Origin of the sequence: Nocardiopsis sp. CNR-923, assembly GCF_001942255.1 — a bacterium.
Classification (GTDB): domain Bacteria; phylum Actinomycetota; class Actinomycetes; order Streptosporangiales; family Streptosporangiaceae; genus Nocardiopsis.
In genome coordinates this window covers 1-12,652 of record NZ_MKKC01000085.1, presented here as the reverse complement: position 1 = coordinate 12,652, position 12,652 = coordinate 1, and the positions used below count along the sequence as shown (strand labels likewise).

The 12,652-nt window shown below is 69.3% G+C and carries 10 protein-coding genes and 2 pseudogenes; 8 read left to right on the top strand and 4 right to left on the bottom strand.

Translation table 11 applies throughout. The features are described from left to right. Positions 1–62: 62 nt before the first annotated feature. Positions 63–2,165 carry a cytochrome P450 gene (locus tag BJF83_RS13560; protein ID WP_075926590.1) on the bottom strand — a complete coding sequence of 701 codons (2,103 nt, stop codon included), beginning with the start codon at positions 2,163–2,165 and terminating at the stop codon, positions 63–65. 283 nt (positions 2,166–2,448) lie between these two features. On the opposite strand from BJF83_RS13560, the gene BJF83_RS13555 reads away from it, so the two are divergent. Beyond that, positions 2,449–2,898 (top strand): VOC family protein, encoded by a 450-nt coding sequence (locus BJF83_RS13555; protein WP_075926589.1) that lies wholly within the window; start codon positions 2,449–2,451, stop codon positions 2,896–2,898. Between the two features lie 55 nt (positions 2,899–2,953). Beyond that, positions 2,954–3,715, top strand: coding sequence for an SDR family oxidoreductase (locus tag BJF83_RS13550; RefSeq protein ID WP_075926608.1), 762 nt, complete (start codon positions 2,954–2,956; stop codon positions 3,713–3,715). 110 nt (positions 3,716–3,825) lie between these two features. On the opposite strand, the gene BJF83_RS30525 is transcribed toward BJF83_RS13550, so the two are convergent. Next, a complete protein-coding gene (locus BJF83_RS30525; protein WP_316042271.1) occupies positions 3,826–4,401 on the bottom strand; it encodes a hypothetical protein in 576 nt (191 codons plus the stop codon). Then, on the bottom strand, positions 4,398–4,988 hold the full coding sequence (locus BJF83_RS30520; protein WP_316042270.1) for an epoxide hydrolase: 591 nt from the start codon (positions 4,986–4,988) through the stop codon (positions 4,398–4,400). The genes BJF83_RS30525 and BJF83_RS30520 overlap by 4 nt, the downstream gene beginning before the upstream one ends. A gap of 245 nt (positions 4,989–5,233) precedes the next feature. On the opposite strand from BJF83_RS30520, the gene BJF83_RS13540 reads away from it, so the two are divergent. From BJF83_RS13540 to BJF83_RS29105, 3 genes are all read left to right on the top strand, one after another. Continuing rightward, positions 5,234–6,583 (top strand): NAD(P)/FAD-dependent oxidoreductase, encoded by a 1,350-nt coding sequence (locus tag BJF83_RS13540; RefSeq protein WP_262391525.1) that lies wholly within the window; start codon positions 5,234–5,236, stop codon positions 6,581–6,583. 74 nt (positions 6,584–6,657) lie between these two features. Further along, positions 6,658–7,431, top strand: coding sequence for a methyltransferase (locus BJF83_RS13535; RefSeq protein WP_262391524.1), 774 nt, complete (start codon positions 6,658–6,660; stop codon positions 7,429–7,431). Beyond that, positions 7,329–7,667 carry a methyltransferase gene (locus BJF83_RS29105; protein WP_262391523.1) on the top strand — a complete coding sequence of 113 codons (339 nt, stop codon included), beginning with the start codon at positions 7,329–7,331 and terminating at the stop codon, positions 7,665–7,667. The genes BJF83_RS13535 and BJF83_RS29105 overlap by 103 nt, the downstream gene beginning before the upstream one ends. Positions 7,668–7,745: 78 nt before the next feature. Here the strand turns inward: BJF83_RS29105 and BJF83_RS13530 are convergent. Next, positions 7,746–8,155, bottom strand: a pseudogene (locus BJF83_RS13530) (SgcJ/EcaC family oxidoreductase). A gap of 224 nt (positions 8,156–8,379) precedes the next feature. On the opposite strand from BJF83_RS13530, the gene BJF83_RS13525 reads away from it, so the two are divergent. The 3 genes and pseudogenes from BJF83_RS13525 to BJF83_RS13515 all read left to right on the top strand — a co-directional run bounded on the left by BJF83_RS13525 (position 8,380) and on the right by BJF83_RS13515 (position 12,508). Then, complete coding sequence (locus tag BJF83_RS13525) at positions 8,380–10,281, top strand: VCBS repeat-containing protein (protein ID WP_075926588.1); 1,902 nt, start codon at positions 8,380–8,382, stop codon at positions 10,279–10,281. A 92-nt stretch (positions 10,282–10,373) separates the two neighbouring features. Beyond that, positions 10,374–11,276, top strand: a complete 903-nt coding sequence (locus tag BJF83_RS13520; RefSeq protein ID WP_262391522.1) for an enediyne biosynthesis protein UnbU — start codon at positions 10,374–10,376, stop codon at positions 11,274–11,276. Positions 11,277–11,417: 141 nt separating this feature from the next. Then, a pseudogene (locus tag BJF83_RS13515) lies at positions 11,418–12,508 on the top strand (IS630 family transposase). Positions 12,509–12,652 lie beyond the last annotated feature (144 nt).

Sequence of the window (12,652 nt, the reverse complement as noted above, 5' to 3'; positions counted from 1 at the left end):
AGAACTCCATCAGGTGCGGCGCCCCCGCCTTCTGGTCGAAGAGGTGGTCGTAGCCTCCATCGTCAGGAGTTCCGAGTCCGGGACCTCCTCCGCGCGCGGGCGCAGGCGTCGTGGATCACCTTCTGGCCGTCGTCACCGCGCATCACCAGCGTGGGGACCGTGATCCTGTGCAACTCCTCCAGGGGGACCTCCAGGTGGTCCCGGTTGATCAGGGCGTCGTAGTAGGTGGACTTGATCATCGTCTGGAACGCGCTCCAGGCCGGGTGGCTCCGAAAGTGGACGATCGACTCGTCGTCGACGAAGCCGACGACGTCCTTGGCGAAGAGCGTGACCGCCTCCTCCGCCCGGCCCTCGGCGATGAACCTCCTCAGATCGGCGAGTTGCTTCTCGGTGGTGGCGGTGGACCAGTAGGGCGGTTCGTACAGGCCCAGCCGGACCATCGGGACCCCGTTCGCCGCGGCGACGATGGCCACCATCCCACCGGTGCAGTTCGCGAAGACGTGGCTCGGCTCGCCCACGACCTCCAGCACCGCCGCCAGGTCCTCGACCTCGCGCTGGATCGTCCACGTGTCGGGGTCGCCCCACTCGCTGTCGCCGCGCCCGCGCCGGTCGTAGTTGTAGACCGTGAAGCGCTCCGACATGATCGTCGCCAGCGGGGTGAACATGGCCCTGTCGTTGAGCCCGCCGCCCACCACCACGACCGGTGGGCCGCTCCCGAACTTGGAGTAGGCGATCGAGGTGCCGTCGGCGGACCGCACCTGCTCCAGGGGGAGGTCACTTATGTCCGCGTAGTCGTCGTCGAGGTCGCCGAGGATGCCCCCGCCGGTCTCGTCGGGGCTCACGTCCTCGGTGTCGGGTGGAGTGCCGTCGCCGCGCACTGCCTCTGGCATCGTGTGACCCTTCGTGTTCGCCGCTGACCTAGGCCTTGCGCTCGGGGGCGCGTACGGGTGGACGGGGATGGTCGCGTGGCCGTTGACCACGAAGCTGCCCTGGCCGACCAGCTCGTCGCGCTCGATCGCGAGCTCGATGTCGGGGAAGCGTTCGAACAGGGTGGGGATACCGCTCATCCACGCGCTCTTGGCCAGACGGGAGCCGAGGCAGAAGTGCACGCCGTGCCCGAAGGACAGGTGGGTCTTCTCCTCGCGGAGCGCGTCGAAGCCGTCGGCCGTCTCACCGTGCATGGCCGGGTCGCGGCCGACACCGGCGAAGTCGATGAGGATGACGTCGCCCTTGGCGATCTTCACCCCGCCGATCTCCACGTCGTCGGTGGCGAACCGGAACGGCAGGTGGGCCACCGGGGACTCCACCCGGAGCGTCTCCTCGAAGACGTCCTCCCAGGAGATCTCACCCGCCTTGACCTTGGCCAGCAGCTCGCGGTTGCACATCAGCTCCACCGAGGCGTGGGCCAGGGCGTTGACCAGGGTCTCGGAGCCGGCGCCGAGCAGCAGGTGCAGGGTGCCGATCATCTCGCTGTCGCTCAGGCGCGACCCGTCCTCGTCCATGGCGGCGATCATCCCGGTGGTCAGGTCGTCACCGGGGTTCTCACGCTTGTACTGGACGAGTTCGGAGATGGCGATCTGCCACTGTTCGAGGTTGTTCTCGGCGACCTCGGCGGAGATCCGCGTGTCGATGTTCTTGTGGCCGCCCTCCAGGACCTTCTCGCGCCGGTCCTCGGGCACGCCGAACAGGTCGCACATCAACCGGGTGGGCAGCTCCATGTGGAAGTGGCCCTTGAGGTCGATGGGCTCACCGGAATAGTTGGCCTCCAGCTTGTCGAGGAGTTCGGTGACCGTCGCCTCGATATAGGGCTTCATGGAATCCACGCGGCGCTGCGTGAACGCCTTCAGGAGCAGCTTTCGCAGGCGGGCGTGGTCGGTGCCGTCCTGGGTGGCCATGGTGTCCATGGCGGCCCAGGTGATCAGCGGCCAACCGTTGGAGATCTTCCCGTTGATGTAGTCGGGCCAGTTGCGGCGCGGGTTCTTGGAGAACAGTTCCTGGTTCCCCATCATCTCCCTGGCGACCTCGTAGTCGTGGACCGACCAGGCGAGAACTCCGTCGGGCAGTTCGACACGGGCGATCGGCCCCTGTTCCCGCAGCTGCTTCGTCTCTCCGTGCGTGTCGGTTCCCTGGGGGTCGAGGGTGTAGGGGCACACGGCTTCGGACATGGAAAATGACCTCCAACGGAGTGTGTCATCAGGTGGATTCCCGGCGTGGCCGGTGTCGCTTCTCGATTTCGGTTGTCCTCACGGCACCGAACGCGGGTCCGGTGGAAACGCATCCGATGGTTCAGACTAACTTTCGAAAAAAGCGGGCGCCTTCTCCCTGTTTGCTGTTCCCGCCGATCGTTCAGAGGCGTTCTCCCCGTGCTTTTCGGCACGCGGGAAGAAGCGTCTCCGCGTCCGGTCGTCGTACTTTCGAGGCTCCGACGCTTTAGAGGAGGTCCTGACCATGGAAATCGTCCTGACCCAGCCGAACGGACCGGTCGCCCCGACCCCGCAGGGGCTCGCCGCGCTGCACCACGTCGGTGTCTCGGTGACCGACCTGGAACGCAGTGTCCGCTGGTACGAGGAGAAGCTCGGCATGGTCCAGTGGATGAGCGAGCGCTTCGAGGGCGGGCGCACGGCGGGTCTGATGCGGCCGGGCACCCACGTCTATCTCGGGATCACCGAGCACGAGGCCAACGCGGAGGAGGGGTTCGGCCCCCAGCGCACCGGCCTGGACCACCTGACCTTCGCCGCCGCCAGCCTCCAGGAGCTCCGTGAGTGGCGTGAGCACCTGGTCGCGCTGAAGGTGGAGTGCAGCCAGGTCCGCGAGTACACGGAGCCGCTCCCCTTCGCGCTCTTCACCTTCACCGATCCCGACGGTGTCGCGCTGGAGATCATGCACATCGCCGCCTGACCGGTACCGACCCTCCCCTCCGTCCCGGGTGGCGGCGCCTCAGTTTGGAGTGACCATGTCCACAGCACCCCTGGCCGTCGTGACCGGAGCCTCCTCCGGTATCGGCGCGGAGTACACCCGTGCCCTGTACCGGCGCGGTTACCGTGTCCTGGCCGTGGCGCGCAGAGCCGACCGAATCGCGAAACTGGAAGCCGACTCGGGTGGCCTGGTGGTTCCGGAGATCCGGGACATGACCGCCGACGGCTCCGCCAGCGCCGTGGCCGAGCGAGCGGAGGAGCTCGGCGGCGCCGATCTGCTCGTCTGCAACGCCGGCCGCGGCGTCCACGGGAGGTTCGTGGGGAGCGACCGCGCGGACACGCTGGCGATGCTCGACCTCAACGTGATGTCCACGGTGGAGCTGACCTCCTACGTCGTGCCCCGCATGGTCGAGCGGGGAAGGGGAGGGGTCGTCGTGGTGGCCTCCAACCTCGGGTTCGTCCCGACGCCCTACATGGCCGCCTACAGCGCGAGCAAGGCCTTCCTGCTGTCGTTCGCCCAGTCCCTGGCCACGGAGCTGCGCGGAACCGGTGTCAGGGCCATGGCCCTGTGCCCCGGGCCCACGGTCACGGAGTTCAGCGACGTCGCCGGTCTCGGCGACAAGGTGGAGAAGACCCCGGGCCACACCACCTCTGCTGAGGTGGTGTCCGGAGCGCTGCGCGCGTGGGACGCGGGTCGCACGGTCGCCGTGCCCGGCACCGTCACCCGTCTGATGACCACCGCGCTGGACCTCGCGCCCCGCGCGGTCTCCCGGAGGATCATGGAGCGGATCTTCCGCTGACCGCTCCGCCCGCCACAACGCGGTGGCCCGCCCCGGGAACTCGTCCCCGGGGCGGGCCACCGCCTGCGTCAGGCGGAGCGGGCGTCACCGACCTCTGTGGCCGGCACGCCTCAGGCCGACCTCACCGCCCGGAGGAATGTCCGTAGGTCGTCGACGAACAGGTCCGGAGCCTCGAGCGGGGCGAAGTGTCCGCCCCGGTCGTGCTCACTCCAGTGGACGAGGGCCGGGAACTCGCGCTCGGCCAGGGACCGGATGGGCTGTGCCAGGTCGTGGGGGTAGACGGCCACACCGAACGGGCCGGGGACCGGCGGCAGGGGAGGGGGCGGCGTCGCCGCGGTGGGCATCCCCGCCGCGTTGTCGTAATAGATGTAGGAGGAGGAGATCGCGGTCCTGGTCAGCCAGTACAGCGTGACGTCGGCCAGGAGCGCGTTCCGGTCGATCGCCTCCTCGGGGAGGTCGCGGGCCCCGCTCCACTCCTGGAACTTCTCGGCGGTCCACGCCAGCTGCCCGACCGGTGAGTCGGTCATGCCAAAGCCCACCGAGCGCGGTCGGGTCGACAGGAGCTTCATGTAGCCCGACCCCCGGTCCGCGAAGACGCCCAGGCGCTCCAGCCTCGCCAGGTCGGAAGGCGGCAGGTCCGCCAACGCGGAGGGATCGTCCGGGGGCGGGGTGAACAGGAAGTTCACGTGGGTGCCGAGGACGTGGTCACTGTCCTGGAGGCCGAGCAGCCGGGCGACGGTGGCGCCGATGTCGCCCCCCTGGGCGATGTAGCGTCGTAACCCAGGAAGGACATGAGCTGGGCCCAGGCCTCGGCCACCCGCGGCAGCGTCCAACCGTGCTCCGTGAGCGGACCGGAGAAGCCGAACCCCGGGAGCGAGGGGAGGACCACGTGGAAGGCGGTCGACGGGTCGCCCCCGTGGGAACGGGGATCCGACAGGGGGCCCACGACGTCGAGGAAGTCCAGGAACGACCCCGGCCACCCGTGGGTGATCAGCAGGGGGACCGCGTCGGGCTCGGGGGAGCGGGCGTGCAGGAAGTGGATGGGGGCGCCGTCGATCGTGGTGACGAACTCCGGGAAGGCGTTGACACGCTTCTCCACCGCGCGCCAGGAGAAGTCGTCACGCCAGGAGGCGGCCAGCTCCCGGAGGTAGGGGAGGGGTACTCCGCTGTCCCATCCGGCCGTTCCGGCCTGCTCGGGCCACCTGGTGGAGGAGAGCCGTGTGCGGAGGTCGTCCAGTTCCTCCTGGGGGAAGTCAACTCGAAACGAGCGCATCAGTCCTCATTTCACGCCTAGTCCGGGTGCTGGCGAACCGAACGAGAAAACGACGGTCCCCGTCCGTTGGTCGCCTGGCGAAGGTACCGGTCAGAAAGTCGCGGTTGTAGCCCCCGGCGCGAAGTGAGCACCTTTGAAGAATCGTGAATTCTGGAGTTCCCCAAGCAATGCGTGAGAAGAATTTCCGTGGTCGCGGGACTAGCGTTTCCCGCAGCAGTCCAGACCGAAAGGGAAGGCGCACGTCCATGGGAACCAGGAGCCTCGGCCACGCCGTCGTGCTCGGCGGCAGTATGGGTGGTCTGCTCGCGGCACGTGTCCTCTCCGACACGTACGAGCGCGTCACCGTCATCGAGCGCGACACCCTCAGCCAGGTGGGTCGCGAACCCCGCACGGCCGTTCCCTGGGCCGTGCACATCCACGCCCTGCTGGAGCGCGGCCGGCGGATCCTGGAGGAGCTGTTCCCAGGCTTCCTCGACGACCTTGTCGAGCTCGGAGTGCCGGTGGGCGACTACGGGACCACCTGCCACTACTACTTCAACGGCCGAATGCTCGCCGAGGTGGAGACGGGCATGTCCTGCGTCGGCGCCAACCGGCCTGTGATCGAGGAGCGCGTCCGCGCCCGGGTCACGGCCCTGCCCGGCGTCGTCCTGCGGGAGAACACCGACATCGTCGGCCTGCGGTCCACCCCCGACCGGACGCGGATCGACGGCGTACGGGTACAGGAGCGGGGCGCGGACGGTCAGCGCGGCCCCGGTGACGAGGAGGTCGTCGAGGCGGACCTGGTCGTGGACGCCACCGGCCGCGGTTCACGTTCACCCCGCTGGCTGGAGGAGTTCGGCTACGGCCGCGTCCCCGAGGAGAAGGTCCACATCGACCTCACCTACACGACCATGGACTTCGTGGGGCCGCTGCCGAACGACCCGCTCGGCGACGACATCGCCCTGGTCCCCACAGCCACGCCCGACAACCCGCGCGGCGCCATCTTCGCCCGCCTGGCCGACCGCTACGCGCTCACCCTGAACGGGATCCGGGGCGATCGGGCCCCGACCGACCGCGAGGGCTTCCTCGCCTTCGCCAAGTCCCTGTCGATCCCGCAGATCTACGAGGCGGTCCGCGACGCGGAACGGCGGGGCCCCGCCTCGAGCTTCCGCTTCCCTGCCAGCGTTCGGCGACGCTACGAGCGGCTTCGGAGCCTGCCCTCCGGCTACCTGGTCCTCGGTGACGCGGCCTGTGTCTTCAACCCCGTCTACGCCCAGGGCATGACCGTCGCCGCGATGGGCGCGGACGTCCTGCGCGCCACCTCGAACGGGGGCGGGAGCCCGACCCGCGGGCCTTCTTCCGCGACCTGGCCAAGCGACCGACGCGCCCTGGAGCATGTCCGCCGCGGCCGACCTGGGCTATCCCGGTGTGCGCGGGCGACGCACGATCGCCACGCACATGGCCAACCGCTACGTCACCAGGGTCCAGGCCGCGGCCGCCTCGGACCCCGAGGTGGCCCGGGGCTTCATCCGCGCCATCTCCCTGGTCGATCCGCCCCAGAAGCTCATGGGCCCGTCGATCATGGGCCGCGTGCTCCTGGGCGGACGGTCGGGTGACCCGGCCAGCGGCCCCGTGCGGCCGACGGACCGAGGGCTGACGCGTTGAGGCACCGTCCGATCGGGGAGAGCACATGAGTGAGAACGGAGCGCGGCGTCCGGGGCTGAGGGCGCTGGCCGACCTGGCCACACCCATGGCCGTGCGGGTGGCGGCCACCCTGCGCCTGGCGGACCGTGTCGAACAGGGGTTGTGCACGGCGCCCCTCCTGGCCGAGGCCACCGGGACGCACCCGGACGCGCTGGAGCGCCTCCTGCGGCACCTGGTCACCGTCGGCCTGTTCACCGAGAAGCCCAGGGGGCACTTCGCGCTGACCGAGTACGGGCGGCAGCTGTGCGAGGGGCACGAGGGCGGCCGGCGGCAGTGGCTGGACACCACCACCGCGGTCGGCCGGGGCGACCTCAGTTTCGTCGACCTGGAACACAGCGTGCGCACCGGTGAGGCGGCCTACCACGTGCGCCACGGGGTCCCCTTCTGGGACGACCTCAGCGCTGACCCGCGGTTGTCGGCCTCCTTCGACGCGCTCATGGGCCACCACGTCGGATACGACGGAGACGCCGTCGTGGACGCCTACGACTGGGGCGCCCTGGGGCACGTCGTCGACGTCGGGGGCGGGAGCGGGGCCCTGCTGCGCGCCCTGCTCAAGGCGCACCCGCGGCTGGAGGGGACGCTCGTCGACCTCCAGGGGCCCGCGTCCGCGCCCGGCGGTCGTTCCGGAACGAGGGCCTGTCCGACCGGGCGCGCGCCGTGGTCGGCAGCTTCTTCGACCCCCTGCCCGCCGGAGCCGGAGGGTATGTGCTGTCCTCGATCCTGCACGACTGGGCCGACGACCCCGCGGTGGAGATCCTGAGCCGATGCGCGGAGGCCGCCGGGAGCGGCGGAACCGTCCTGGTCGTCGAACCGGTCGGCGCCGACGGGGAGTCGCCGAGCACGGCTATGGACCTGCGGATGCTGGTCTACAGCGGCGGCAGGGAGCGGGGCCTGTCCGACCTGCGGGCACTCGCGCAACGGGCTGGTCTCTCGCTCCGCGCCGTCCACCCGGCCGGATACATCTTCGTGGTCGAGCTGGCCGTCGAGGGGAACTGACCGGCCGGCGCGGTCGGACATCGCGCACACGACACGGAAAGGGCGGTGTGCCCCGCGCGCGGGGCACACCGCCTGAGTTCACGCAGCGTCGCGGGGGCCGTTCTGGTACGCGGCGAGCCGCCAGCCGTCCCCGGTCCGCACGGCCACCCACGTGGCCCGGACGGCGCGCGCGTCGGAGACCTGCTCCTCACCCGGCGCCAGGACTCCGCCCTGGGTCACCAGGACCGCGGCGTCGGCGCCAGGGCCCTCGCCCTGACGGGCGCCCCCGTCACCCGGGTGCCCTTGAAAAGGCCGGCGAAGGCCTGGGCCATGAAGCCGTGGACCTCCTCGCGACCGCTGCACAGGACCCCGGGCAGGACCATGGTGCACTCCTCGGCGAACACCTCGGAGAACGCCTTCGCGTCCTGGTCGGCCCAGGCCGCGATGATGCGGCCCGGGAGTCCGGCGACGTGCGCGGAATCCTCGGCGGAAAGGCCCGGGATGATCATGGAGTCAGCGGTTGCCATGTGGTCTCCCTTGTATGTCGGAAGGCATTTCATGGCCATCCTCAATGGAAAGGGAGTTCGGCCACGTCCTCTGGATTGCGAATTATTTCCGTGATTTTCGGGGTGTCGCAAGAATGGATATGGAAGGTGCCGTGGAGGCTCGGTGAACCTGAAGAGCGTCCCCAATTCGACGGGTGGCCGGGCCACCCGCCTCCAAGGAGCACCGAATGCGGCTGATGTACCGCGTGGCAACGGTCGCGCTGGCCCTGGTGACGGTGGGTGCCCTCGGGGCCCTCACCATCCGTCCGTCCGTGAGTGAGCAGGAGCGGGCGGAACGGGCGGCGACCTTCGCCTTCGAGGCACTCGCCCTGAACTCCGAACCCGACGACGCGCGCTACGAACGGAACGTGGCGCCTGACCTGGACCACTTCCGAGGATGGATCTCCTCGGTCGGCGCGGGCGGCGCCCTGCTCGACCTGCGGGACCTGGGCACGTCCTCGGACGTCTGCCTGGTCGATCCGCGAGACGACAGCGTCACCCTGCGCAACGCGCCGGGGAGCGGAGCGGCCGACTACCCGGTGATGGAGCTGCTGCCCGACGGCCTTCCCTACGACCACACCATGGCCCCCATGGGCTGCGTCCCCGCCGACATGGATGAGGACGGCGACCAGGACATCATCGTCTACTACTGGGGGCGCTCCCCGGTCCTGTTCCTGAACACGGGAACCCCGGAGGCGGCCCCGACCGCGAAGGACTTCACCGCCCACGAGTTCGTGACGCCGACGCAGGTCTGGAACACGACCGCGCTCAACGTCGCCGACGTCGACGGTGACGGCGCGCTCGACGTCCTGGTCGGCAACTACTTCCCGGACGGCGCCCGGATCCTGGACCCGGAGGCGGACGACGAGACCCGCATGGAGATGCAGCAGAGCATGGGGTTGGCCACCAACGCCGGCCGCAACCACGTCCTGCTCACCGAACCGACCGGCGAGGCCGATACCCCGCCGACCGTCACGGACGCGACCGCCGCTCTCCCGGAGCGGGTGATGACCGCCTGGACCCTGGCGATCGGTTTCCAGGACCTGTCCGGCAACGGCCTGCCCGACATCTACCTGGGCAACGACTTCGGCAACGACAACCTCCTGGTCAACACCTCCACCCCCGGTGACGTGCGGCTGGAGCTGGTCGAGGGCGAACGCGACCTGACCACCCCCAAGTCACAGGTCATGGGCAACGGATCGTTCAAGGGCATGGGGATCGCGTTCACCTACGTGGACGGCCAGGACCTGCCCATGATGGTCGTCAGCAACATCACCAGCCCCTACGCGCTCCATGAGAGCAACTTCGCCTTCGTCCCCGACGGGGAAGGGGCCGATCTCCTGGACGGCTCCGTGCCCTTCGACGAGGCCAGCGAGGAACTGGGCCTGGCGCGCAGCGGATGGTCCTGGGACGTCAAGGCGGGCGACTTCGACAACGACGGCACCGACGAGTTGTTCCAGGCCACGGGCTTCCTCCGGGGCGAGAACACTCGCTGGCCGGAGCTGCAGGAGATCGCGATGGGCAACGACCAGCTGCTCAAGTACCCCTGGGTCTGGCCCACCTTCGCCGAGGGCGACGACCTGTCCGGCCACGAGTCCAACCCCTTCTGGGTGCGCGGCGAGAGCGGGCGCTACGACGACCTGGCCGAACCGCTGGGGATCGCCGAGGAAGACGTCACCCGCGCCTTCGCCTTCGGCGACGTCAACGGTGACGGGCTCCTGGACGCGGTGGTCGCCAACCAGTGGCAGGACTCGCGCCTGCTGCTGAACACCGCGCCCGACGCCGCGCCCGGTGCCGTGCTCCGCCTGGTGCGTCCGGGGGCCGCCGACGGCGCGCCGACGCCGGCGATCGGCGCCTCGGTCGTCGTGGACGGGGAGGGGCACCCCCCGCAGGCCCGTCAGCTCTTCCCGGCCAACGGCCACGTGGGGGCCTCGGACTCCATCGTCCACCTCGCGGCGCCGGAGGGCGACCTGCCGGTCACCCTCTCCTGGCGGGACGGCCGCGGCGGCACGCACACCGCCGACCTGGTGGTCGGCCCCGGAACCCAGACGATCCTCCTCAACGACGACGGAACGGCGGTTGTCCGATGACTGTCACCAGATCCGACGGCGGTCCGGCCACCGGTACGCCCGGGGAGCCGCCAGCGACCCCCACCACCTCCGAACCGACACCGAAACCGCCGGTGGACAGGCGCCTGAAGGCGCTGCGCATGTTCGCCACCTCCATCACCGTGTTCAACATCGTGGGGCACCTGTTCCTGGGCTTCGAGCAGTCGCCCGTGACGCCCATCCTCGCCCTGCTGTTCGGTTACACGCTCGACCTCGTCCTGGAGACCCTGGACGCGCGGTTCTCGAACCGGGCACCGGGGTACGTGGGCGGGTTCGGCAAGCTGGTCGACTACCTCCTGCCGACCCACATCGCGGCGCTGGCCTGCGCGATGCTCCTGTGGGGCAACACCTCGATGTGGCCGTACCTGTTCGCCGTGTCCATCGCTGTGGGCAACAAGTACCTCCTGCGCATCCCCGTCAACGGACGCAGGCGGCACTTCCTCAACCCCTCCAACCTCGGGATCGCGGTGACGCTGCTGCTCTTCCCGTGGGTGGGGATCGCCCCGCCGTACCACTTCACCAACGACGCCTTCGGCGCCGTGGACTGGCTGATCCCGCTCGGGATCCTCATGGCCGGGACCATGCTCAACGTCAACCTCACCAAGCGGTGGCCGCTGATCCTCGCCTGGGTGGGGGGCTTCGCCCTCCAAGCGGTGCTGCGGTGGCTGCTCCTCGACCACATGCTGGTGGCGGCGCTGGCGCCGCTGACCGGGGTGGCCTTCATCCTGTTCACCAACTACATGATCACCGACCCCGGGACGACGCCCAACAAGCCGCGCAACCAGATGGTCTTCGGCCTGACCACGGCCATGGTGTACGGCGTTCTGGTCAGCATGCACGTCGTCTTCGGGCTCTTCTTCGCCCTCGTCATCACCTGCCTCCTGCGGGGCGTGATCCTGGTGTGCGCTCCCTGGTTCTCCCGCCCGACCGTCCCAGTCACCGCCGACGAACGCTCCGGTAGCACGGCGCCGTCGTAGGAGAACCCGTCTGGGCTGGGCGCCGTCCGGTGACTCGCACGAGAGTCGGAAGCCGGACGCGCTCGCGACGGGCGGCATCCACGGAACACGCCCTAGTGTCCTGCGCCTGAAGTTCGTTTCATAAATTGGTAGGCTCGCTTCATGAGTAGGCGCGGGCGGCCTCTGGCCCCGATCACGTTGAGCGACTCCGAGCGCGAGCGGTTGGAACGCTGGGCCCGGCGGCGCAAGTCGTCGCAGGCCCTGGCCCAGCGCTGCAGGATCGTGCTGGCCGCGGCCGAGGGGATGAGCAACACCGAGGTGGCCGCCAGGGTCGGGGTCAGCACGGTCACCGTGGGCAAGTGGAGGTCCCGGTTCCTGGCCGAGCGGATGGACGGGCTCATCGACGAGCCCCGGCCGGGCCGACCGCCCTCGATCACCCTGGACACGGTCGAGGAGGTGGTGGTGGCCACCCTGGAGGAGACCCCCGCCAACGCCACGCACTGGACGCGAGCCAAGATGGCCCGGCGCAGCGGCCTGTCCAAGTCCACGATCGGGCGGATCTGGAAGGCGTTCAACCTGCGCCCGCACCGCACCGAAGGGTTCAAGCTCTCCAACGACCCGCTGTTCGTGGACAAGGTGGTCGATGTTGTGGGGCTGTACCTGAACCCGCCCGAGAACGCGGTGGTCTACTGCGTGGACGAAAAATCGCAGTTCCAGGCCCTGGGCCGGTCCCAGCCCGCGCTGCCGATGATGCCGGGCATGCCTGAGAGGCGCGCCCACGACTACGTGCGGCACGGCACCACGACCCTGTTCGCCGCCCTGAACGTCGCCGACGGGTCGGTGATCGGTAAGACCTACCGCTCCCGCCGCGCGGCCGAGTTCAAGAAGTTTTTGGCCCTGATGGACGAGCAGGTCCCCGAGCACCTTCAGGTGCACGTGGTCTGCGACAACTACTCCACGCACAAACACCCCACCGTGCGGTCCTGGCTGGGGCGCCACGAGCGCTTCCACATGCACTTCACACCGACCTACTCCTCCTGGCTCAACCAGGTCGAGAGGGTGTTCGCCTACGTCACCAGCGACCTGCTGCAACGCTCGGATCACCGGTCGGTGCAGGTGTTGGAGCGCGACCTGCGCGCGTGGGTCAAGGCCTGGAACGCCGATCCCGAGCCGTTCGTGTGGACCAAGTCGCCGAGCAGATCCTGTCCTCCCTCGGCCGACTTCTACAGCGAACTTCAGGCGCAGGACACTAGTGTTGTGATTCATAAGTTCGTTACTTAATTGTGTTGTGGTGCAAAGGGGGTTGGTCCTGGTCGCCGTGGTGGGATGGGGGCATGGCGAGTGCGGGGCGGCCGAGGGTGCCGATTGTTTTGTCCGATGAGGAACGGGCCGAGCTG